Below are 21,200 nucleotides of genomic sequence, written 5' to 3'. Positions count from 1 at the left end.
TGTCGCTCCAGCTTAAAGAAGGGAGAACTTTCGGCGAAGCTGCCAATCTCCCTCCTTGAGGGGGAGATGTCCGGCAGGACAGAGGGGGGTGTTCAAGCGCAGCATAGAGAAGATGGGCAAGTTTCGCGCTGAGGAATAGAAGTAGTGAATCACTATCCCGTACCTCCCCGTAGCCGCGGCAATGCGCGCAAGATGCGCAAGGCCATGACGGATGCCGAGCTGAAGCTCTGGAATGAGGTCAGGGCGCATCGACTCATGGGGCTGGCATTTCGGCGGCAGATGCCAATTGCAGGCCATATTGTCGATTTTGCCTGCCCGGACAAAAAGCTGATTGTCGAACTGGATGGCTCCCAGCATGCCCGGGCCGATGCCTCAATATGGGACGCTACCAGAAGCGCACGGCTTGAAGCGCTGGGCTGGACTATCCTGCGGTTCTGGAACGACGACGTCATTCGCGATATCGATAATGTCTGCCAGCACATAGTCATGGTGGCCGGCGCGGATGTGCGCTGAACTCAGCCGTGCAGGGTCGGCGGGACAGCACCTCTCTGTCTTGCGGGACATCTCCGCTCAAAAGGGGCAGGTTTCTGAGGCGAGGTGCCAATGACCCAGATAAGAACCATGACCGAACAGGACGTTCCGGCGGTGTCGCGGCTGCTTGGAGGGTCCTGGCGACACACCTATTCGCCGATCCTGGGTGCCGAGACCACGGCGCGGCTGTCGGATGAGAGGCACGCGCCGGAGCGGCTGGCGGCCGAGCTCAGGGACGACAGCAAGATGTCCTTCGTCGCCGAGCGGGCTGACGGCTCGCTCGCCGGTTATGCGATGGCCGCGATGGACGACAAAGGCGAGGTCATGCTCGAGCGGCTCCATATAGACAAAAGCGAGTACGGCACCGGCCTTGCCGCCGACCTGCTGCATGCCGTTCTTGCCGCGCATGCGGGTATTCCCAGCATCGCCCTGGAAGTGATCGAGGGCAACGACCGCGCAATCGCCTTCTATCGCAAGCACGGCTTCGAGGTCGTCGAGCGCCGGCCGGCTGCACACGGCGTGGGCGGCCACGCCTCGCTGATCATGCGCCGGCTGCTACCGATGGCTTAGCAAGCGAAAGCGGCTGAGCGCGTAATCTCCCCCCTTGAGGGGGAGATGTCCGGCAGGACAGAGGGGGGCGCCTCGCGTGAAGCGCCAACCTTCTCTTTCGTCCCACAGGGCGTCGCGCCAGGACGTACCGACCCTCTCTGTCGCCTTCGGCGACATCTCCCCCTCAAGGGGGGAGATTGGCGACTTCTCCGACCGCTCAGACCGGGGCGTTGACGCGCTGTGCGCGCGTTGCCCAGTCGGCAACCGTCGCGCCAGCAACGCTCTCGCCGGCAACCATCCCGCTCGTCTGCGGCGCAAGCAGGTCGTTGCGGCGGGCGAGGGCGACGAAGGCGGACACGGTCCACTTGCCGTTTCGAAGTCGCGCTTTGGAAGCCTGGCCTTAGAAGTCCATGCCGCCACCGCCGGGCATCGGAGGCATGGGCGTTTCCTTCTTCGGCTTCTCGGCCACCATGGCCTCGGTCGTCACCAGCAGGCCGGCAACAGAGGCGGCGCCCTGCAGAGCAGTGCGCACGACCTTGGCCGGGTCGATGACGCCTTGACTGTAGAGGTCGCCGAACTCGTTGGTCTGCGCGTTCCAGCCATAGCCGAAATCGGCCGTCTCGCGCAGCTTGCCGACGATGATCGAACCTTCGGCGCCGGCATTTTCGGCGATCTGGCGCACCGGGGCCTCGATCGCGCGACGCACGATCTCGACGCCGGTCTTCTGGTCGGGATTGTCGACCTCGATATTGTCGAGCGCCTTCGCCGCTCTCAGCAGCGCCACGCCGCCGCCGGGCAGGATACCCTCCTCAACCGCCGCTCGTGTGGCGTGCATGGCGTCGTCGACGCGATCCTTGCGCTCCTTGACCTCGATCTCGGTCGAGCCGCCGACGCGGATGACGGCGACACCGCCTGCGAGCTTGGCCAACCGCTCCTGCAGCTTCTCGCGGTCGTAGTCGGAGGTGGTTTCCTCGATCTGCGCCTTGATCTGGCTGATGCGCGCCTGGATTTCATCCTTGCGGCCGGCACCGTCGACGATGGTGGTGTTCTCCTTCTCGATCAGCACCTTCTTGGCGCGGCCGAGCATCTCCAATGTGACGTTCTCGAGCTTGATGCCGAGGTCCTCCGAGATCGCCGTGCCGCCGGTCAGGATGGCAATGTCTTCGAGCATGGCCTTGCGGCGATCACCGAAGCCCGGCGCCTTGACGGCCGCAACCTTCAGGCCGCCCCGTAGCTTGTTGACGACCAGCGTCGCCAGCGCCTCGCCTTCGACGTCCTCGGCAATGATCAGCAGCGGCTTGCCGGATTGCACGGCGGCTTCGAGCACGGGAAGCATGGCCTGGAGGTTGGAGAGCTTCTTCTCGTGGATCAGCACATAGGGTTCTTCGAGTTCGACGCGCATCTTGTCCTGGTTGGTGATGAAATAAGGCGAGAGATAGCCACGGTCGAACTGCATGCCTTCGACCACTTCCAACTCGGTCTCGGCGGTCTTGGCTTCTTCGACAGTGATGACGCCCTCATTGCCAACCCTTTCCATCGCTTCGGCAAGGAAGCGGCCGATCTCAGCATCGCCATTGGCAGAGATGGCGCCGACCTGGGCGATTTCGTCGTTCCTGGTCACCTTGCGGGCATTGGATTTCAGGTCGGCGACGACGGCGTCGACCGCCTTGTCGATGCCGCGTTTCAGGTCCATCGGGTTCATGCCGGCAGCGACGGCCTTGGCCCCTTCCCTGACGATGGCCTGAGCAAGAATCGTCGCGGTCGTGGTGCCGTCGCCGGCGGTATCGCTGGTCTTCGAGGCGACCTCGCGCACCATCTGCGCGCCCATGTTCTCGAACTTGTCCTCAAGCTCGATCTCTTTCGCCACCGTCACGCCGTCCTTGGTGATGCGCGGCGCGCCGAACGATTTGTCCAAGACAACGTTGCGGCCCTTGGGACCGAGCGTCACCTTCACCGCATTGGCGAGGATGTCGACGCCGCGCAACATCTTCTCGCGGGCTTCGGTATGAAATTTCACATCTTTGGCAGCCATTGGAACACTCCTTCGATAGGCAGCTTTTCGTTGACTGGAATGCTTGTTCAGGCTCCGCTCAGGCAGCCTTCTTCATTTCGCCCGTGGCTTCGATCACGCCCAGCACGTCGCTCTCTTTCATGATGAGCAGATCCTCGCCATTGAGTTTGATCTCGGTGCCGGACCATTTGCCGAACAAAATGCGGTCGCCGACCTTGACGTCGAGCGGCCGCAACTGGCCGCTGTCGTCGCGCGCGCCGGGGCCGGCGGCGATGACCTCGCCCTCCTGCGGCTTCTCCTTGGCGGTATCGGGGATGATGATGCCGCCCGCGGTCTTTTCGTCGACCTCGATGCGGCGGACCAGGATGCGGTCATGCAATGGACGGAACGCCATGTCGTTCTCCTCTCGGGACAAACAGATTTTCGAACATCCTCCTGACCGGACCGGCAATATCGGCCGGGCACGGGGTGCGCGACCCCTTCATCAGGCATCGCGCGCATACGAACTAGTCGCGCTTTTTTCAGCTTTCAAGAGGATCATGCAAAAATTTTAGCACTCGACGCCTGAGAGTGCCAATACGCTGTAATTGTTCGCACATTCGCCGTTTCCGGCGCGATGACCCGGCCGGATTTCCAAATCTGTCCGTCTCCTGAGCCGCTTGCCGGCGGCTGGAACCTATGTGGAAGGCGAGGCGTTTTGCAGACCGAGGTTCATTGGGAAAGGAAGGATTGCATGACCAGCAGGGACTTTCAGCTCCAGATGCAAGGGTTTGGCCTCACCACGGCGGAGATCCACTACCGTCTGCCCGATCATCGAAGCCTGCTTCAGCTCTATATCTGGCAGGAATACGATATCGCCCCCGATTTCCCGACGCTGAAGCATTTCCTCGATTTCTGGGAGCGCGAGATCGAAGGCCCGCTGCATTCGGTGCGCGTGGCTCATCACCGTCTGATCCAACCGTCCGAATGGCGGGCCGTAAACGGCATTATCTCCGTCCACTGAGGAGCAAGCCGACCTGCCGCCAGACAGCAAACAAAGTCTCTCGAGGTGGAGAAAGGCAGTTGCCTCTCCCACTTGTTTTGGATCTCACAATATCGGAGGGCGTCCGGACTAGCCGGCGTGGTCGACAGGCTTGCGGGCCGATGCGAGCAATCCAGCCTTGCGCGCCGCCCTGACGAAGGCCTTGCGCGCATCACGCGCGGTGCGCCAGCCGTCGAGCGCGTCGCGGCAGGTCCGATAGGCCGCGCGCCAACTCCGGCCGCGTGCACGGTCCGGCCACTGCTGGCGCATGCATTCGATGGCTTCCCAACTGCTGGCGACCTTGCGCTTGCTGGATTGGAATTTCAACGTGATCGGCTCGGCAAAGCGGACGTCGTCCATCACTTCCTCCTTGTTTTCTGATCGTCTTCTTGTTTGAGCAAGCAACGTTATGCTGGCGGCACCGGCGGCCGGCCGGCGCCGCTGAAGGACATGGTTCGTCTCTCTGCGCGGTTCAAGAGCATCGCGGCAACAGCCGGTTATTCCTCCTCGTCCGGCCCTTGCAGCAGTTCGATCAGCGTCGCTACTCTTGCCGTCGGCAGCGGTCGGCCCTCGTTCACCAACGCCTCGTCGGCGGCGATCCAAGCCAGGGCCTCGCGCAATTCCTGGACCGTCCCGTCCGTCGCCGCAATGTCGGCGATCACGGCTTCGTCGACCGGGCCCAGCACAGAAATGATCTCGTCGCGTGTCATGGTCAGCTCCATCTGCGAGTGCCGGGAACGGGCCCGGCAACACAAGAAATCTGGGTCTTGACCTGCTGCAGACAATAACCGACCGGGGAAGTCAGCGTTGGCGATTGAAATCAAACAGGCAATCTCCTGCCGGACATCTCGCCGCAAAAAGGGGGATTGGCAGCCTCGCCGAGCCGACCGAAAACGGCCCGAAAAACCGGCAAAGCGAAAGCCACCGGGTCTTGACTTGCGGCGGACAATAACCAGATCGAAGGCACCGGTCGCCGAAATGGGGCCGGCGAAACCAGGGAGCGCCAGCTCTTTGGCGCTCCTCGTATCTATGTTGCTCGATGGAGGATGTAGCTATGAGAACCGCATTCGACTTTTCCCCGCTCTATCGGTCGAGCATCGGCTTCGACCGCGTCTTCAACCTGCTGGAAAATGCTCCGCAGGCTTTCGACGCCTGGCCGCCCTATGACATCGCGCGCAGCGGCGAGAACAACTACCGCGTCACCATCGCCGTCGCTGGCTTTTCCGAGGACGACCTCGAAATCACCCATGAACCCAACCTCCTGATTGTCTCCGGCCAGCACAAGGAGCCGGATAACGCGGAGTATCTGCATCGTGGCCTCGCCGCACGGCCCTTTACCCGCCGTTTCGAGCTTGCTGATCACGTCAAGGTCGCAGGCGCCTCGCTCGACAACGGCCTGCTCAGCATCGATCTGGTACGTGAGGTGCCCAAGGAGATGAAGCCTCGGCGCATCGCCATCGCGACCGATGTCGCCTCGCCGAAGACCGGGCCGAAGGTCGCGCAGGTCGAGCAGGCTGCCTGAATGCACCAGTCGAGAAAGGAGACTGTGCAATGGCTATTCGTGATCTCATTCCCTGGGGCGGGGAGAACAATCAGGCCCCCAGCCTGTTCCGTGACGCCGATCGCGATCCCTTCCTGACGCTGCATCGCGAAATGAACCGCCTGTTCGACGAGGCGTTCCGCGGCTTCGACACGCGGCTGCCGTCGCTCGGTGGCCTCTCCGCGGCCCGCGCCAGCTGGCCGAGTGTCGAAATCTCCGATGGCGAAAAGGAGATCCGCGTCACCGCCGAGATCCCCGGCATGGACGCGAAGGACGTCGAGCTGCTGCTCGATGACGGCGTGCTGACGCTGCGCGGCGAGAAGCGCGAAGAGACCGAGGACAAGGACAGGCAGTTCTCCGAACGCTTCTATGGCCGTTTCGAGCGGCGTATCCCGCTCGGCTACGAAGTCGACGAAGACAAGGTGAACGCCGCGTTCCGGAACGGTGTGCTCAGCGTGACGCTGCCCAAGACGGAGCGCGCCCAGGCCAAGGCCAAGCGTATCGCCATCAGCGGCGGCGACGGCAAGTCCTGACGGCTCGTAGGACGACACCCCTTCTGCCTGCCGGTTCCGGCGGGCAGAAGCGGGCAAATGTCGATGACCCGTTCTCCCGACGCTCCGGTTCCGCCTGACCAGGCGCAGCACGCCCTGCAGTGCCTGACGACCGAGCATTTCGTCCTGCAAAACGCTCGCGCCGCGACCATTCAGGAAGCGAACCAGAGAGCCGATCTGTTCCTGACCTCGGTCTCGAGCGCAACGATTGCCTTGTCCTTCGTCGCGCAGGTCACGGAGATGGGCAGGCCGTTCGTGTTGTTCAGCCTGATCTTGCTGCCTTGCCTTTTCTTCATCGGACTGGTCACCTTCGTGCGCGCGGTGCAGGTTGCCATCGAGGACATGGTGCATGCCCGCGGCATGGCCAGGATCCGCCACTATTTCGTCGAACTGGCGCCCGTCCTGCAAAGATACCTCGTCAATTCCACGCATGACGACCCCTCGGCGGTGCTGGTCGACAAAGGTCTCAGACCCTCGCCGCTGCAATATTTCATGACCACCGCGGGGATGGTGGGCACGATCAATGGCGCCATTGCCGGCGTCTTCACCGGCATCGTTGTAAAGTCTGCGTTTGGCGGGGGCATGACGCCCGGCGTGATTTGCGGGCTGCTGGTCTTCGCCGCATGCATTCTCATCCTGCGGCGTTACCATAGTCGCGCCTGGGCGGCGGCCGAACAAAGTTTGCCCGCCCTGTTCCCGGGCGACACGGTCAAAGCGAGGACATAGCCGTCCGGCAAGTTTGCGGAAAGTGATGGGCGCCGCCCTTGCGCCTTGCGCGCCAATTGACCATCCTCGCCAACATCACTTTGCACCGCGGCCGGGGGGTTCGCACATGCCGACGCTTTATGCGCTGAAACCGGCCTTCCAGGCCAGGTTGCGGCCGCTTGCCGACGGACTGGCCAGAGCCGGCGTCACCGCCAACCAGATCACGTTGCTGGCCGCTGCCCTCTCGCTCGCCACCGGCCTTGTGGTGGCAGCCCTTGACGGCCACCGCGTGGTCTTTCTGCTTATGCCGCTCGTGCTGTTTACGCGAATGGCGCTGAATGCGATCGACGGTATGCTCGCAAGGGAACATGGCCAGGCCTCGAAGCTCGGCATGTATCTCAACGAGTTCTGCGATGTTGTCTCCGATCTCGCTTTGATCCTGGCCTTTGCCGTCATTTTTCCTGTCTGGGGCGTCGTCGCATTTGCGATCGCGGCGGTGATTGCGGAATTCGCCGGCGTGCTCGGCATCGCGGCCGGAGCGGGGCGCAGCTATGCCGGCCCGTTCGGCAAAAGCGACCGGGCGCTGGCGCTTGGCATCCTCGCCGTGCTTATCGCGTCCGGCCTGTGGCTCCCGGCGCTCACGACGCTCGTGTTTCCGGCCATGGCTACACTCTCGCTGGCGACCGCCATCAACCGGATACACAGCGGCCTTAACGGGAGCGGCAGCTGAATTCCGGTCTCGCCAGGGAGAACAACATGCTTCACCAACAGACGGTTGCGGCAGTGGCTTCAGCCAATATCGAGCGGGTGGCGCAGGAGCGCAGCTTCAAGAGCCATGACGGCACCGAGATCTTCTATCGCTATTGGCCGGCTCTGTCGGAAAACCGCAAGGGCGCCATCCTGCTGTTCCATCGCGGCCACGAGCATGGCGGCCGCATGGCGCATCTGGTCGACGAGCTCCAGATGCCCGACCACGCCTTCTATGCCTGGGACGCGCGCGGCAATGGCCGCTCCGCCGGCGAACGCGGCTATGCGCCGTCGTTTGCGGCGCTGGTGCGCGACATCGATTGTTTTGTGCGCGAGATCGGCAGCGACGGCTTTGCCCGGCGCGACATCGCGCTGATCGCGCAATCCTTCGGCGCCGTGCTTGCCGCCGCCTGGGTGCACGATTACGCGCCCGACATTCGCGCCCTGGTGCTGGCCTCGCCGGCCTTCTCGGTCAAGCTCTACGTGCCCTTCGCCAAGCAAGGCATTGCGTTGTGGCAGAAGCTGAAGGGCCGCTTCTTCGTCAATTCCTACGTCAAGGCGAAATTCCTGACGCATGACCCCGAGCGCATCGCCTCCTTCGACGCCGACCCGCTGATCGCCCGGCCGATCGCCTCCAACATCCTGGTCGAGCTCTACGACCATGCCGCGCGCATCGTCGCCGACGCCCGCGCCATCACCGTGCCGACACAGCTTCTGATCTCTGGCAGCGACTGGGTGGTGCGCCATGGACCGCAGCACGAGTTTTTCGTCAATCTGGCGAGCCCGGCCAAGGAGCGGCATATTTTGCCCGGCTTCTTCCACGACACGCTGGGCGAGCGCGACCGCCACAAGGCACTCGACCTGATCAGGCCCTTCCTCGAAAAGCAGTTCGCGGCGCCGGAAGAGCCGGTCGACCTGACCTGGGCCGACCGTGCCGGCTACACGCGCGACGAGGCCGACCGGCTGGCCTCGCCGCTGCCGCTGCTGTCGCTAAGGGGCCTCTACTGGGCAATGAGCCGCGCTTCGATCCGCATGGGCGCCTGGCTGTCGTCCGGCATGAAGACGGGGATTGCCACCGGCTTCGATTCCGGCTCGACGCTCGACTATGTCTACGAGAACGAGGCGCGCGGCATCAGCCCCATTGGCCGCATGATCGACCGCACCTTTCTCGATGCCATCGGCTGGCGCGGCATCCGCCAGCGCAAGCTGCATCTGGAAGAGCTGATCGGCAGCGCCGCCGCCTCGCTCAAGGCCGCCGGCCGGCCAGTCCATATCGTCGATATCGCCGCCGGCCATGGCCGCTATGTGCTCGATGCCGTGCAGAAATGCGCCGCGCCGCAGGCAAGCGTGCGGCTACAGGATTTCTTCGAGCTGAACGTCTCGCTCGGCCGCAAGCTGATCGCCGAGCGCAAGCTGCCGGCGACCGTCTCGTTCCATCAAGGTGACGCCTTCGACGCCACGATGCTGGCCGGGCTCGACCCGGCGCCGGATCTCGCCATCGTCTCAGGGCTCTACGAACTGTTTTCCGACAATGCCATGATCGCCCGCTCGCTCGGTGGACTGGCCAGCGCCATGCAGCCCGGAAGCCTGCTCGTCTACACCAACCAGCCTTGGCATCCGCAGCTCGAGATGATCGCGCGCAGCCTGACCTCGCATCGCGGCGGCCAGGCTTGGGTGATGCGCCGCCGCACGCAGACCGAGATGGACCAGTTGGTGGCGGCCGCCGGCTTCGAGAAGCTCGACCAGCGCATCGACCAGTGGGGCATCTTCACCGTTTCGGTCGCGCGGCGCGTCTGAGCATGAACTTGCCTGCCTCTGCCTTACCTCGCGATGCCCCTGCCCTTCCGGCCTTGCCGCACGAGCCGTATGCCGGGATAGTCCTGCGCGCCGCGCTGTGGCTGGCATTTCTGGCGCCGTTCTTCTACGCCACCTACGGCTTCGCCAACTGGCTGGCGTCGCGGCGCGACGACGTCGGCAGCATCGTGTTCGGCTGGGAGCATGGCGTCCCGTTCCTTGCCTGGACGATCGTGCCCTACTGGTCGATCAACCTGTTCTATGGCTTGTCGTTGCTGTTGAACAATTCGAAGAGCGGCGTCGACCGCCTTGCCGGCCGCTATCTGACGGCGCAGATCGTCGCCGTCGCCTGCTTCATCCTGTTCCCGCTGACTGCGACGTTCGTGCGCCCGCAGACGAGCGGCCTGCCCGGCTTCATGTTCGCCGTGCTCGGTGGCTTCGACAAACCCTTCAACCAGGTGCCGTCGCTGCATATCGCGCTGCTGGTCATCATCTGGGACCATTGGCGTCACAGATTGACCGGCATCGCCGGCGTCGCCTGGCATGCCTGGTGTTTCCTGATCGGCGCCTCGGTGCTGACGACGTGGCAGCACCATTTCATCGACATACCGACCGGCGCGCTGCTCGGCCTTTTCGCGCTGTGGCTGTTTCCGCGCGACGGCGAGCTGCCGTTCGCCGGCTTCCGCCTGACCGCCGACCCGAAGGCGCGGCGGCTGGCGCTGTTCTATGCGCTCGGCGCAACCCTTGCGCTGGCCGGCGCCGCTGCCGGGGCATTGGTCTCGGCGCTATGGCTCATCCTGTTGTGGCCGGCACTGGCGCTGGCCATAGTCGCTTTCGTCTATGCCGGCGCCGGCGCCAAGGTGTTCCAGAAAACAGCCGATGGCCGCGTGTCGCTGGCCAGCCGTCTTCTGCTGTGGCCTTACCGGGTTGCCGCCAAGGTCAATGTGTGGGCATGGACGCGAAAGCTTCCGGCGCAGATCGTCATTGCCGATGGTGTTTCCCTTGGCCGTTTTCCGACCGCCGCCGAGGCCGACGCCTTCGGCACGGTGATCGACCTTGCCGGCGAATTGGAAAGGCCGCGTGGCGCCTCGATCCACTGGTTGAGCCTGCCCATGGTCGACCTTTTGCCGCCGTCTCGCGAGGCGCGTGCGCAAGCGGTGGCGGCGATCGAGGCGGCGCAGAACCAGGGCACGGTGCTGGTCTGCTGTGCGGTCGGCTTCCAGCGCAGCGCCGCCGTCGTCGCCGAATGGCTGGTCGCCAGCGGCCGGGCCGCCACGCCGGATCAGGCGCGAGGCCAGCTCGCCGCCGCGGGCCGGCCTGTGCATCTTGGCATGGACGCGGCGACATGACCGCCTATCGTGACAAGGCCGAAGCGTTCGCCGCCGGGCTGATGGTGCAGGTGGCATGGCCGCTGCTGTTGATTGCTGCTGCCTTGCTGGCGGCGCCGGTCATCGGCCTGGCGGCTGCGCCGCAAACATCGTCGCTGTCCGCGGCGGCCTGGCTGATCGCCGCCGCGGGTGCCATAGCCACAATTATTCTCTCGGCCCTGCTTTTGTTCGACGCGCTGCTGTTCCGGCTGATGGCCAGCCACGCCAGCGAGGCAGGCGGCGGTGCGGCGATCGACGACGTGCTGGCGCGCATGCGGCTGAAACCCACGGCGGCCGGCGGCCGCTCGCTCGACCAGCGGATGGCCGGCACGCGCCGTCTGCTCGCCAAGCAGCGCATCGCCTTCAGCCTGTTCGCGGCGGCCTCGGTCGTCGCGGCATTCCTTTGAGCCCGTCCATGACAAAGCTTCGCGTCAGCACCTATACCCTGCTGCAGACGGTGACCTCGGTCGGCCTGTCGGCACTGGCCTGGGTGGTCACCGGCGTGCGGCCGATCTGGAACGGCAGCCAGCCATCGGACCGGCAGCGCATCTACTTCGCCAACCATGCCAGCCACGGCGATTTCATTCTGCTGTCGGCCTGCCTCAGCGAGAAGGAGCGCGCCCGTACCCATGCGGTGGCGGCCGCCGATTATTGGGGCAAGACGCGGCTGCGCCGTTTCATTGCGGAGGACATGCTGTCTTCCGTGCTGATCCACCGGCAGTGGACGGATGAAACGCAGCACCCGATCTCGATCATGCTGTCGGTGCTCGACCAGGGCCATTCGCTGATCCTGTTTCCCGAAGGCACGCGCAACATGACCGACGAACCGCTCCTGCCGTTCCGCTCCGGCCTCTACAATCTGTCGATGGCGCGGCCCGATGTCGAGCTCATCCCGTGCTGGATCGAGAACATGTCGCGGGTGCTGCCCAAGGGCCAATTCGTGCCGGTGCCGCTGCTTTGCCGCGTCGTCTTCGGCGCGCCGATCGCCATTCAACCGGGTGAGGAACGCCGCGCCTTTCTCGACCGCGCCCGCGAAACGCTGCTGGCGCTCAACCCCCGGCCGCAGCGAGACGATTGAGGACCAAGGCAAAATGCTGCCGATGATGCACGAAACCCTCATTCTGATTGTCGGCCTGCTGGCGGTGCTGATCAGTGCCAGCGTCGTCGCCGGCGTCTTGTCATGGCGCGCGCCAAAGCCGTTGTCGCCGACGCTGGTCAACCTCACCCAGCGCATCAATGCCTGGTGGGTGATGGTGGTGGCGATCACCGTCGCCTTCTTCTTCGGCCGCCCCGGCATGACCATCCTGTTCGCGCTGATTTCGTTCGCCGCGTTGCGCGAATTCGTGACGCTGACGCACAGCCGCCGCAGCGACCACTGGGTGCTGCTCGGCATGTTCGGCATCGTCATCCCGTTCCAGTACTGGTTGGTGTGGACCGCCTGGTACGGTCTCTTCACCATCTTCATCCCGGTCTACTGCTTCCTGCTGATGCCGGCGATCACCGCGCTGCACGGCGACACCGAGCGCTTTCTCGAGCGCGTCTCGGCGCAGCAATGGGCGGTGATGATTTCGGTCTACTGCGTCAGCCACGTGCCGGCGCTGCTGACGCTCGAGGTGCCAGGCTTCGAAGGCCGCAACCTGTTGCTGATCGCTTTCCTGATCATCACCGTGCAAGGCAGCGACGTGCTGCAATATATTTTCGGCAAGCTGTTCGGCCGGCATCTCCTGGCGCCGACGGTCTCGCCGTCGAAGACTTGGGAGGGGCTGGTCGGCGGGCTGGCGGCATCGAGCCTGCTCGGCGCGCTGCTGTCGTTCCTGACGCCGTTCTCGCCGCTGCAGGCAGCCGGCGTCGCCTTCATCGCCTGCCTGATGGGCTTCCTTGGCGGGCTGGTCGCCTCCGCCATCAAGCGCGATCAAGGCGTCAAGGACTGGGGCCATCTGATCGAAGGCCATGGCGGCATGATGGACCGTGCCGACAGCCTGGTCTTCGCCGCCCCGGTCTTCTTCCATACGGTGCGCTATTTCTGGACTGTATGAAGGTTGGCGCCGTTTGCCGCGGCGGACGGTTCAGCGCGACCTTGCGAAGACAACCTGATCCGTTTCGTTATTACCACTTTCGCGAAAGCGGTAATAACCCGACCTGCCGCAGTCTTCGCCGCGCTCATTTTGCCGCGGCGAGCGGCTCTTTCTTGCGCGCCGGCGTCAGGCGGCGCATGCGGCGTTTGGCGGTGGTCTTCAGCGCCACCGGCGGAGCGCTGGACAACGCACCGAGCACCGCGCCTACCATGCCGTGTGCGACGAAATCGGCGTTGATCTCGTTGGCCAATCTGGCATCTGCCTCCTGGTTGTCGCTGTCGGCTTCCGACCACAAGACGATGCCCACTCGCAACCTTGGTTTGGCGCGTTTCAGCCGACGGACCAGGAACCGCCCGTGCTTGACGGAATCCCGGTTCAAAAATCCGACGACGACACTATCGACGGGGTCGAGCTCAAGGCGGCGAATGCTCCCCGGTTCCATCTCGGCGAAGCTCGCTCTCAACACCGTAGCGCCCTGGACTTCGAGCACCTGCGCCAGCATAGCGGCAGCCGCGTCGTCGAGTTCGCCGCGCCCTCCGGCGCACAGCACCGACATGCCCGTGCCATCCGGCAGTTCGGTGTCTTCCTCGCCCTGAACCTCCCCCGGAACGTGCTTGTCCTCGCGTGAGCCGTTGTCCTCGGCCGCGGCCGTATCGTCCGCTTCCGCCTCCTCCTGCGCGCTGTCGTCGAGGTTCGCCACCATCGTCAGCGCGCTGCCCGCGACCTGCTGTCTTTGCTCATCGCTCAACACACCACGCACCCGGTCCTGCTCGCCGAGCAGAAGTGCGGGAATCGCGACCTTGTCGTAGAACTCGACCAGATATTCTTCCTCCAGCATCTCCTCGGCATGGTCCGTCGCTTCCTCGGGATCGCCGGCCAGCAGCCGCTGGTAAAGCCGGGCGTGCGGTTCGAGCACGGGTTCGTTGCCGAACAGAACGTCGAGGAATTCGAACTGCGGCACATGGCGGCCGAGCACGACGAGGCAGACCGTGAGCGGCGTCGACAGAACCAGGCCCAATGGCCCCCAAAGCCAGGTCCAGAAGATCGCCGCAACGATGATGGCCAATGGCGACAGCCCGGTGCGCGAGCCGTAGAGCCAAGGTTCGATCACGTTGCCGGTGATCAGTTCCACCACGACGAAAAGCCCTGCAGTCCAGAGCACGAGCGACCAGCCGGGCGCCACGGCCAGCGCCAGGAACAGAGGCAACAGCGTCGCTATGACCGGGCCGATATAGGGAACGAAGCGCAGCGCCAGCGCCAGCAAGCCCCACAGCAATGGATTGGGTATGCCCAGCAGCCAAAGTCCGATTGCAATCGGGACGGCATAGACGATGTTCACGACCAGTTGCATGAGCAGATAGCGGCCGACGCGCTTGCCGGCATCCTGCAGCGCCTCGGTGGTTCGATGCAGATCGCCATAGCCGACGAGGCGTATGAAGCGATCGCGCAGGTCCTCCCGCTCGAGCAGCATGAATATGACGACCACGACGATCAGTCCGGCCGATGCCAGCGGGCTCAGCAGCGGGCCGATCAGATTCTGGAGAACCTCGAGCGGTCGTTCGCGCGCGACGATTTCGACCGGGATCGGTTCCCGCGGAGGCTGATCGGCGGCGGGTTGTGCGGGCTCGGGTCTGTCGAGCTCCTGGCCGACGCGTTCGATCACCCGGCTCAATCTGGAAACGATGCCGCCGCCGACGCCGGTTTCCTTGAGCGACCGGACCTTGGTCAGGATATTCGCCTGGTAAAGCGGAATGTTCTGCGCCAGTTCACTGACCTGCGTGGCGACGATGAAGGAGAACAGAGCCAGCACCGTGAATGCGCCGAGCACACTGGCGATCACGGCAGGAAGACGCGGAATGCCGGCTCGCTTGAGTGCCGACACCATGGGCACGAGCGCAAAGGTAAGCAGCAGCGCGATTGCGATCGGCAGAAAGACCTCGCGCCCGAAATAGAGGGCCGCGACGGCCGTCACGACCGACGCTACGCTGGGCAACGATGTGCGCGGAAGCGCCCTGGCCGCGGAAACAATGCCCGCCCGCCGGGGCTCCGACAGGTGCGCGTCGTTTCGACGATTTGCCGCCACTTGATACCTCCGCCCCGCCGTCGCCATGATCGGGCATATTGAGCCGGCGTGCAACTTCGCAGCGTCTCACCCAGCTGGACGCCGATTGCCCTGGTCGGCAGCGCGGCAAATTCAGTCATGGTAGAATTTTTTGCATTAATGACGTCACGGGCAATCCTGTTCCATGTCTGCGCCAGAACGTGGAACTTTTGGGTCAAAACACCGTTCCTTCGTAGATCGCTGATGGACAACCTCAAAGCAGCAGCTCAGGAGGAATGATCATGAACATCAAGACGCTTTGCATGGGCGCGATGGCGCTTTCGATGATGACCGGCGCAGCGCTTGCCGCCGGTGCCACTGGCACTTCGGCGCTCGACGATCCGCAGAAAATGAACCCCTTCTTCACCGACGCCGGCATGAAGACCATGAAGTCGGAAGCCGAATTCAAGGCGGCATGGATGGCCATGTCCACGAGCGACCGAGCCATGATGTTGAAGGAATGCAGCGACGCAGGCATTGCCACGATGCATGCCGACTTCTGCAAGATGGCCAACCAGCTCGGTGGCGCCAATAAGTGATCGTTGCCAATTGAAATAACGCACCAAGCGAAAGGGCGGGCAGGTCTGTCACTGCGACCTTCCTGTCCGCACGGGCGGGCGCTCATCTATTTGAACTCGTGCCGGAATATCCGCGTAAAAGGCCACGACTTCGATTGCCGTGGCGCCATTGGCATGGCTTGGCCGGAGCGCATGTCGCGAAGCGGCAATGCCACTACCGCCCAGGGGGTCCCAGTCTGCTCACAATCCGGGTTTTCCGGTCGGCCGTCCGCCTGGCATTAGCGGTCGGCACGCTTGGTTACCGGCACGCTGCCCCCGGCACGCTTGACCTCGCCGCCAACCGTGGGATAGGCCGGGTAATGAGCCAACCACCTCCGCACCGGAGTCCCACGAAAGACCTGCCATGACCGACGCGATCATAAGAGACAGCAATGGCACGGCGCTGCACGAGGGCGACTCCGTGACCCTGATCAAGGATCTCAAGGTCAAAGGCACGTCGGAGACGATCAAGCGCGGCACGCTGGTGAAGAATATTCGCCTCACCGGCAATCCCGGCGAGATCGAATGCAGCACCAGGCAGGTGAAGGGCCTGGTGCTGAAGACCGAGTTTTTGAAAAGGCGTGATCGCCTCGGCACCCTTCGCTTCGCTTCCATATCAGTCGCTCTCGAATCGCTCATGTGAGTGAATCGCCGACGCGAGGAACTGGAGGAGCCGCGCCCTCCCCCTATGTTGCACTGCGTTAGATTTGTTGCATTGCAATATCGTCGCATCGGGTCGAGCCTCTGCGAGGTGGGCATTCCTTGCATGAGGTGATTGTGTCGGCATCATTTCGGCCTGACATCGAAGGGCTGCGCGCGCTGGCGGTGGCGGGTGTCATCGCCTTCCATTTTGGTCTGTCCGGCCTGCCCGGCGGCTTTGCCGGCGTCGACATCTTCTTCGTCATCTCCGGCTATCTGATCACCCGTCACCTGGTTACGGAAATCACCGAGACCGGGCGGCTGAACCTCTGGCGCTTCTACGCCCGGCGCGCCCGGCGCCTGTTGCCGGCGGCACTGTTCGTCATCCTCGCCACGCTGTTCACGGGTTACTTCATCCTGTCGCCGGAGGAACAGGCGCTTTATTCGAAAGGCGCCATGTTCGCCTCCGCCTACATGATCAACCTTTGGCTGATCCGCTGGTCGTTCGACTATTTCGCCGCCGACGCCACCAACAACCCGTTCATCCACTTCTGGTCGCTCTCGGTCGAGGAACAGTTCTATTTGGCATGGCCGGCGCTGCTTCTCGCCGCCGCTTGGCTGCGTCCCGGCAAGCGCGCCGCTATAATCGTCATCGGCGTCGCCGGCGCGGCCTCCTTCGCCGCCTGCGCCTGGCTGACGGAAGTGTCGCAGCCCTGGGCGTTCTATTTCTCGCCGCTCAGGGCCTGGGAATTCGCCGCCGGCGGCCTCGCGACCATGGCGCCGGCAAAGATCTGGCGCGACCGGCCGCTGCTGGCCACGCTCCAGGCATGCCTCGGTCTGGCGCTGATCGCCTGGGCCTATCTGATGCTGGACGAAGACTCGCCGTTCCCCGGGGTGAATGCGCTGGCGCCTGTTGCCGGCACCGTGCTGCTGCTGCTCAGCGGCAGCGGCGGCCGCAATCTGCCGAGCGCCGTGCTGGCGCTGCCGCCCATGCAATGGTTGGGCCGGCTGTCCTATTCGCTCTATCTCTGGCACTGGCCGGTCATCGTCTATGCGGCGATGGTGGTTCCCAGCCTGTCCATCCTGGACCGCCTTGCCTGCGCGGCGCTGACGCTGCTTCTATCGATGTTCACCTATCATTTCATCGAGAACCCGATCCGCCGCAACGGCTGGCTGATGGCCGGAGCAGCGCGGGCGCTGGTGCCCGCCGTCGCGCTGACCGGCGCCGGCGTGGTCGCGGCCTATGGCAATGCGCGCTTTGCCGAGCACAATCTCAGCCCCGAACAGCACGTCATCGCCGACAGCGCCGCCCAGCTCTCCACCGTGCGCGCGAGCAATGGCGGCTGCGTGCTCGATTTCGAGACCGTCAAGCCGAAGCCCTGCATGTTCGGCCGCAAGGATGCCCAGCGCTCGGTCGTGCTGTTCGGCGACTCGCATGCCGACCATTGGTCGACGCCGCTGATCAAGGCGGCCGAGAAGAACAATTTTCGCGTCGTCACCTTTCTCAAATCCTCCTGCCGGGCTTCGCGGGTGACGACCTGGAACTGGCGGCTGAAGCGCGACTACACCGAATGCGATCAATGGCGCGAGCAGTCGGTCAAGGACATCATCGCGCTCCACCCGCAACTGGTGGTGATCTCGGAGTTCTCGATCGGAAATGTGATGAAAGAATCGCCCGAGGAGTTGAAGCACGCCGATTGGCAAGCGCAGTGGCGGACCGGCCTCAGCTGGACGCTTCAAGCCTTCAGCCAGGCCGGCATCAAGGTCGCGGTCATCAGGGACGTTCCCTACAATGCAAGCTACGCCGACAAATGCGTGGCGCGGGCGCTGTGGCGGGGCCAGACGCCCGCGACATGCGACACGCCGAGGATCATGGCGGCAAACGACGACATCGCCACCATCGAGCGCGATATCGTGCGCTCGACACCGAACGCTGCTTACATCGACATGACCGACCGCTTTTGCGACCAGACCACCTGCCATGTCTTCATCGACGGCAAACTAGCCTTCCGCGACCGCCACCACTTGGCGACGCCCTTCGCCGAAACGCTGGAACCGGCAGTGGAGCGGGCGCTGTTTTCGGATGTGATGGCGGCGGCCGTAAAGTAACGGTTCCGGATCTTGTCGGATCACGACCCAGCCCTCGGCAAGCAACCATGCGGGGGTCAGCTAAGGATAAGACCCGCCAGGAAAACCGTAAGGATAAGCGACAGCGGAACTGCAAGAAGGCAGCACAGCTCGAAAGCTCGCCAAGAAGTCATTGGGCGCTTTTCCATGTTGGCCTCCTCCCTCAACGGCCAGACCGAGACGGCAGTTCCGCTTAGATAGTGCTCACCCCCACCACTCATCATGCAATTGGCGCAACTCGTTCCGCTTCCTGGTCATCCATCGTGCACGCGCCAGATGTGTCGCCCACGCCCGGAAAGCCCTCTCCGGCTCCTGCTCCGGATCAATGTGCAGAACGATGCGGGCGACCTCACGCCAATCGGTCCCTTCAGCCGACGCGTCGAGCAGCCGGATATAAGTAAGCATGCGATCTTCGTCATAACCGGTCGGCACTGAAGACGTCGGCGCTGCGTTCGCGATATGAGAGTTTGGCTGCTTTGGCATTGCGACCTACCAGCAATGGCGCACCGTAGCAGCCTATGAAGAAGCCTGCGCCCTTTGATCGGAGGATGCGGATCGCGATTCGCCCCGACAGTCGACAAATGCGGACCTCGGGCGGGGGTTCCCCGCCCAGCTGGTCTCACGCCTCACCAAGTCGTGATCGGGTCGAGGCAATGTATCTATTTTAGTGGAACCTAATTTAGTCGACGCAATTATGCGTGCGTGAGAAAGCGTGAAATCCAGACCGTCACTGAAAGCCGGCTATCGCGAGATCAGTTGGCCGATGATCCAGTGATTGCAGTCGATTTGACGGAACGGATATTACAGGCGGCCGACAACGACAGGATTGTCTGCCTCGTCGTGGCAACGGAGCAGCTGGAAACCGACCGCATCGAGAAAGCGGAGCCTAAGGAGACCAGGATTGCCGCAAGCTTCGTCCGGGACTTTGAGGTAATGCTGCTTGTTCTTTATGCGGCCTACGCCCTCGCTGTGCTGGGTGCGACCGCGTTCGTTTTGCTGGAATTGGGCCATGTTCTGTAGGCAGACGTCGGCAAAAGACGGGACTGACGCGCGATTGCCGCTGTTTGATGAGAGGAGCGGCCACGCTGCGTCGACGATCCGACCCCGGCGCAGCCAGCGGCGTTTTCGCGCCAGCAGGCGCTAAACTTCGGGCTCGTCCGTTCGTTACATCTTGCCAATCTATGGAACGAGGCTGCCCCTCGGGGGTTTTTCTATTAGAGGGACTAAGGAGGTAGCTATGAAGAAGCTCCTGCTTGCCTCGGTGATCGCCATCGCCTCGGCGGCTTCCGTGATCGGCCCGGCGAATGCCGGTGGCAGCGTCACGATCGGCATCGGCAACGGCTATGACGACGACTATTATTATCGCCACCATCGGTATTCCGATTACGACGATGAGTACGTCCCCCGTTACCGCTATGATGTCTACGACGAGGACTACAGGCCGCGCTACCGGTACCACCGGCGCTGTCATACCGAAGTCGTCAAGCACTGGCGCCATCACCACCGGGTTATCGAAAGAATCCGTGTCTGCCGTCGTTGACGGATCGATCCGGCCGGTATTGCCGGCCGGCAGCATCATGCCGTAATGCACGGCCAATATGTCGAGCCCGATCTTGAGTAGTTTCACCACCACGTCGCGCGGCTCGCCGGCCTGTTCGGCCAGGCTCTTGACCGTTGCGTCGGCACAGCAGACCTTTTGCACGATGCCGGCGATCTCCCAATGGACAAGCGCCCTGGTGGCCTCGGCATGGTCGCGACCGGCGGACAGGATGTGTTCGGCGACGCCGCTGCCGGTGCGGCCGCCGTCGACGCGCTCGGCCCAAGCCATCGGCTTGGCGGTTGCCTCGGACGAGTTGCGGAAATCCTGGCGATAGCGCATGCCCGCCTCGCGCTGCTGGCGCGACAGCGAGGTGAGGCCGCTCAGCGGGTCGACGTTGCGCACCCGCACGATGCCGCCGGTCGCTGTGTGGCCGTCATTGGAGACCTCATAGAGGCGCGCTCCCTCCTGCGTCCCCTTCGCCAGCCGCTTGCGGCCGAACCGGTCGTCCTTCAGTGCGAAATCATGGCCGATCTCCTTGCGGATGCGCACCTGCTCGGCCTCGCCTTTCGGCAATCTCGGTGGCCTGGCTTTGGCCTTTTGGGCGGTTTTGGTGCTCATCGGCTCGGTCCTCCTGGGTTTTGGTCGTCGGGCTCTGGCGAATTTCCGTCATCCAGCGGGCTCAAATCGCTTCGGCCGGCAGCGTGCGCAGGTAGCGCGCCGCGTGATAGGCGCAGTAGCTTTTCGATGGGTTCGTGCGCAGTCCGCAGCACAGCATGTCCAAACCGGGCCGGCTGCCGGGGGCATCGTTTTCCGCATCCGCCTGCAGCGTCGTGTCGAGCGGGGCGCGGCAGCGCTCGAACAGGCAATCGATGAAGCGCATGGCAACGAAATGCGGCTGGCGGCCGCCGGCGGCGATCGGGCGCGGCGCCGGCATTTCGAGTGGCGCGCCATCGGTCCCGGTGATCCGAGCCGGACCCGGCTGCCATGCCGGCGGCGCCAGCCTGGCCGACAGCCTTGCCGGGCGGCAGCGTGGCTCGGCCTTCGGAGCCGACTCCGCTTGATCAGCAGTGCTTGATGGCTCAGGCGCCGAATTTCCGAGCCGGCCGCCAGAGCGTCGGCCACACCAGCCCTTGGATCTGGCAAGGCCGATGGTGCGCAAACGGGCGGTGCGGTGGACGATGCCGATGATGGCTGCACGCGAGGCCGGGCGGCCGCGCAGCGCGGTCAACCGGGTGGCGATCTTCGCGGCCGACAGTCCGCTCATCAGCCAGTTCTCGATTTGTTCCAGTTCCGAGGCGGAATAGCGGGCGGCCATGATGTTTCATTCCCTGCAAAAATGGTTGTG

Annotated in this window: 23 protein-coding genes and 1 pseudogene; 15 read left to right on the top strand and 9 right to left on the bottom strand. The window is 63.7% G+C overall.

Going from position 1 to position 21,200, the window contains the following annotated elements; translation table 11 throughout:
- The first annotated feature begins 144 nt into the window (after positions 1-144).
- Positions 145-513, top strand: coding sequence for an endonuclease domain-containing protein (locus tag NKI58_RS06300; protein ID WP_352457300.1), 369 nt, complete (start codon positions 145-147; stop codon positions 511-513).
- Between the two features lie 90 nt (positions 514-603).
- Positions 604-1,101 (top strand): GNAT family N-acetyltransferase, encoded by a 498-nt coding sequence (locus NKI58_RS06295; protein ID WP_352457301.1) that lies wholly within the window; start codon positions 604-606, stop codon positions 1,099-1,101.
- 196 nt (positions 1,102-1,297) lie between these two features.
- Here the strand turns inward: NKI58_RS06295 and NKI58_RS06290 are convergent, their stop codons facing one another.
- Genes NKI58_RS06290 through NKI58_RS06280 form a run of 3 tightly spaced genes read right to left on the bottom strand, consistent with a single transcriptional unit; the run spans position 1,298 to position 3,485 of the window.
- Positions 1,298-1,438, bottom strand: a complete 141-nt coding sequence (locus NKI58_RS06290) for a hypothetical protein (RefSeq protein ID WP_352699796.1) — start codon at positions 1,436-1,438, stop codon at positions 1,298-1,300.
- Positions 1,439-1,480: 42 nt separating this feature from the next.
- Positions 1,481-3,112, bottom strand: coding sequence for a chaperonin GroEL (gene groL / locus NKI58_RS06285; RefSeq protein ID WP_352784525.1), 1,632 nt, complete (start codon positions 3,110-3,112; stop codon positions 1,481-1,483).
- Positions 3,113-3,170: 58 nt separating this feature from the next.
- Positions 3,171-3,485, bottom strand: coding sequence for a co-chaperone GroES (locus NKI58_RS06280; RefSeq protein WP_352453513.1), 315 nt, complete (start codon positions 3,483-3,485; stop codon positions 3,171-3,173).
- A gap of 339 nt (positions 3,486-3,824) precedes the next feature.
- Here NKI58_RS06280 and NKI58_RS06275 point away from each other — a divergent pair, with 339 nt between their 5' ends.
- A complete protein-coding gene (locus tag NKI58_RS06275; RefSeq protein ID WP_352784521.1) occupies positions 3,825-4,094 on the top strand; it encodes an usg protein in 270 nt (89 codons plus the stop codon).
- 108 nt (positions 4,095-4,202) lie between these two features.
- Here NKI58_RS06275 and NKI58_RS06270 read toward each other — a convergent pair whose 3' ends face one another.
- Both NKI58_RS06270 and NKI58_RS06265 read right to left on the bottom strand, forming a co-directional pair.
- Positions 4,203-4,472 carry a DUF982 domain-containing protein gene (locus NKI58_RS06270; protein WP_352784518.1) on the bottom strand — a complete coding sequence of 90 codons (270 nt, stop codon included), beginning with the start codon at positions 4,470-4,472 and terminating at the stop codon, positions 4,203-4,205.
- 137 nt (positions 4,473-4,609) lie between these two features.
- Positions 4,610-4,822 carry a hypothetical protein gene (locus NKI58_RS06265; protein ID WP_245274651.1) on the bottom strand — a complete coding sequence of 71 codons (213 nt, stop codon included), beginning with the start codon at positions 4,820-4,822 and terminating at the stop codon, positions 4,610-4,612.
- Positions 4,823-5,166: 344 nt separating this feature from the next.
- On the opposite strand from NKI58_RS06265, the gene NKI58_RS06260 reads away from it, so the two are divergent.
- From NKI58_RS06260 to NKI58_RS06220, 9 genes are all read left to right on the top strand, one after another.
- Positions 5,167-5,634: an Hsp20 family protein gene (locus NKI58_RS06260; protein WP_352784516.1), complete on the top strand. Its 468-nt coding sequence runs from the start codon at positions 5,167-5,169 to the stop codon at positions 5,632-5,634.
- 29 nt (positions 5,635-5,663) lie between these two features.
- Entirely contained in the window at positions 5,664-6,185 is a 522-nt protein-coding gene (locus tag NKI58_RS06255; protein ID WP_352784513.1) for an Hsp20/alpha crystallin family protein, read from the top strand.
- Positions 6,186-6,248: 63 nt separating this feature from the next.
- Entirely contained in the window at positions 6,249-6,929 is a 681-nt protein-coding gene (locus NKI58_RS06250; protein WP_352457308.1) for a hypothetical protein, read from the top strand.
- 106 nt (positions 6,930-7,035) lie between these two features.
- Positions 7,036-7,638: a CDP-alcohol phosphatidyltransferase family protein gene (locus NKI58_RS06245; RefSeq protein ID WP_352724573.1), complete on the top strand. Its 603-nt coding sequence runs from the start codon at positions 7,036-7,038 to the stop codon at positions 7,636-7,638.
- 26 nt (positions 7,639-7,664) lie between these two features.
- Positions 7,665-9,452 carry a bifunctional alpha/beta hydrolase/class I SAM-dependent methyltransferase gene (locus NKI58_RS06240; RefSeq protein WP_352784510.1) on the top strand — a complete coding sequence of 596 codons (1,788 nt, stop codon included), beginning with the start codon at positions 7,665-7,667 and terminating at the stop codon, positions 9,450-9,452.
- Between the two features lie 2 nt (positions 9,453-9,454).
- Complete coding sequence (locus NKI58_RS06235; RefSeq protein WP_352579496.1) at positions 9,455-10,798, top strand: phosphatase PAP2/dual specificity phosphatase family protein; 1,344 nt, start codon at positions 9,455-9,457, stop codon at positions 10,796-10,798.
- Entirely contained in the window at positions 10,795-11,223 is a 429-nt protein-coding gene (locus NKI58_RS06230; RefSeq protein ID WP_352579495.1) for a hypothetical protein, read from the top strand. The genes NKI58_RS06235 and NKI58_RS06230 overlap by 4 nt, the downstream gene beginning before the upstream one ends.
- Before the next feature lie 8 nt (positions 11,224-11,231).
- The gene (locus NKI58_RS06225) at positions 11,232-11,894 is read left to right on the top strand and encodes a lysophospholipid acyltransferase family protein (protein WP_292664595.1); all 663 of its coding nucleotides are present in this window, start codon (positions 11,232-11,234) and stop codon (positions 11,892-11,894) included.
- A 22-nt stretch (positions 11,895-11,916) separates the two neighbouring features.
- Positions 11,917-12,852: a phosphatidate cytidylyltransferase gene (locus NKI58_RS06220; RefSeq protein ID WP_023675663.1), complete on the top strand. Its 936-nt coding sequence runs from the start codon at positions 11,917-11,919 to the stop codon at positions 12,850-12,852.
- 124 nt (positions 12,853-12,976) lie between these two features.
- On the opposite strand, the gene NKI58_RS06215 is transcribed toward NKI58_RS06220, so the two are convergent.
- Positions 12,977-15,001: an AI-2E family transporter gene (locus tag NKI58_RS06215; protein WP_352579494.1), complete on the bottom strand. Its 2,025-nt coding sequence runs from the start codon at positions 14,999-15,001 to the stop codon at positions 12,977-12,979.
- 233 nt (positions 15,002-15,234) lie between these two features.
- Here NKI58_RS06215 and NKI58_RS06210 point away from each other — a divergent pair, with 233 nt between their 5' ends.
- The 3 genes and pseudogenes from NKI58_RS06210 (at position 15,235) to NKI58_RS06200 (ending at position 18,297) form a co-directional block, all read left to right on the top strand.
- The gene (locus tag NKI58_RS06210; RefSeq protein WP_023675661.1) at positions 15,235-15,531 is read left to right on the top strand and encodes a hypothetical protein; all 297 of its coding nucleotides are present in this window, start codon (positions 15,235-15,237) and stop codon (positions 15,529-15,531) included.
- Positions 15,532-15,913: 382 nt separating this feature from the next.
- Positions 15,914-16,129, top strand: a pseudogene (locus NKI58_RS06205) (alkylphosphonate utilization protein); the annotation flags it as partial.
- 197 nt (positions 16,130-16,326) lie between these two features.
- Complete coding sequence (locus NKI58_RS06200; RefSeq protein WP_352579492.1) at positions 16,327-18,297, top strand: acyltransferase family protein; 1,971 nt, start codon at positions 16,327-16,329, stop codon at positions 18,295-18,297.
- 222 nt (positions 18,298-18,519) lie between these two features.
- Here the strand turns inward: NKI58_RS06200 and NKI58_RS06195 are convergent, their stop codons facing one another.
- The 3 genes from NKI58_RS06195 to NKI58_RS06185 form a co-directional block, all read right to left on the bottom strand.
- Entirely contained in the window at positions 18,520-18,798 is a 279-nt protein-coding gene (locus NKI58_RS06195; RefSeq protein WP_352617074.1) for a hypothetical protein, read from the bottom strand.
- 403 nt (positions 18,799-19,201) lie between these two features.
- Entirely contained in the window at positions 19,202-20,473 is a 1,272-nt protein-coding gene (locus NKI58_RS06190) for a DUF6456 domain-containing protein (protein ID WP_352853095.1), read from the bottom strand.
- A 61-nt stretch (positions 20,474-20,534) separates the two neighbouring features.
- On the bottom strand, positions 20,535-21,170 hold the full coding sequence (locus tag NKI58_RS06185; RefSeq protein WP_352579490.1) for a high mobility group family protein: 636 nt from the start codon (positions 21,168-21,170) through the stop codon (positions 20,535-20,537).
- Between the last annotated feature and the right edge of the window lie 30 nt (positions 21,171-21,200).

This window comes from Mesorhizobium sp. M0522, from assembly GCF_040321085.1.
Classification (GTDB): Bacteria; Pseudomonadota; Alphaproteobacteria; order Rhizobiales; family Rhizobiaceae; genus Mesorhizobium.
The sequence above is the reverse complement of the archived record's forward strand: the minus strand, read 5'-3'. Positions and strand labels throughout refer to the sequence as shown.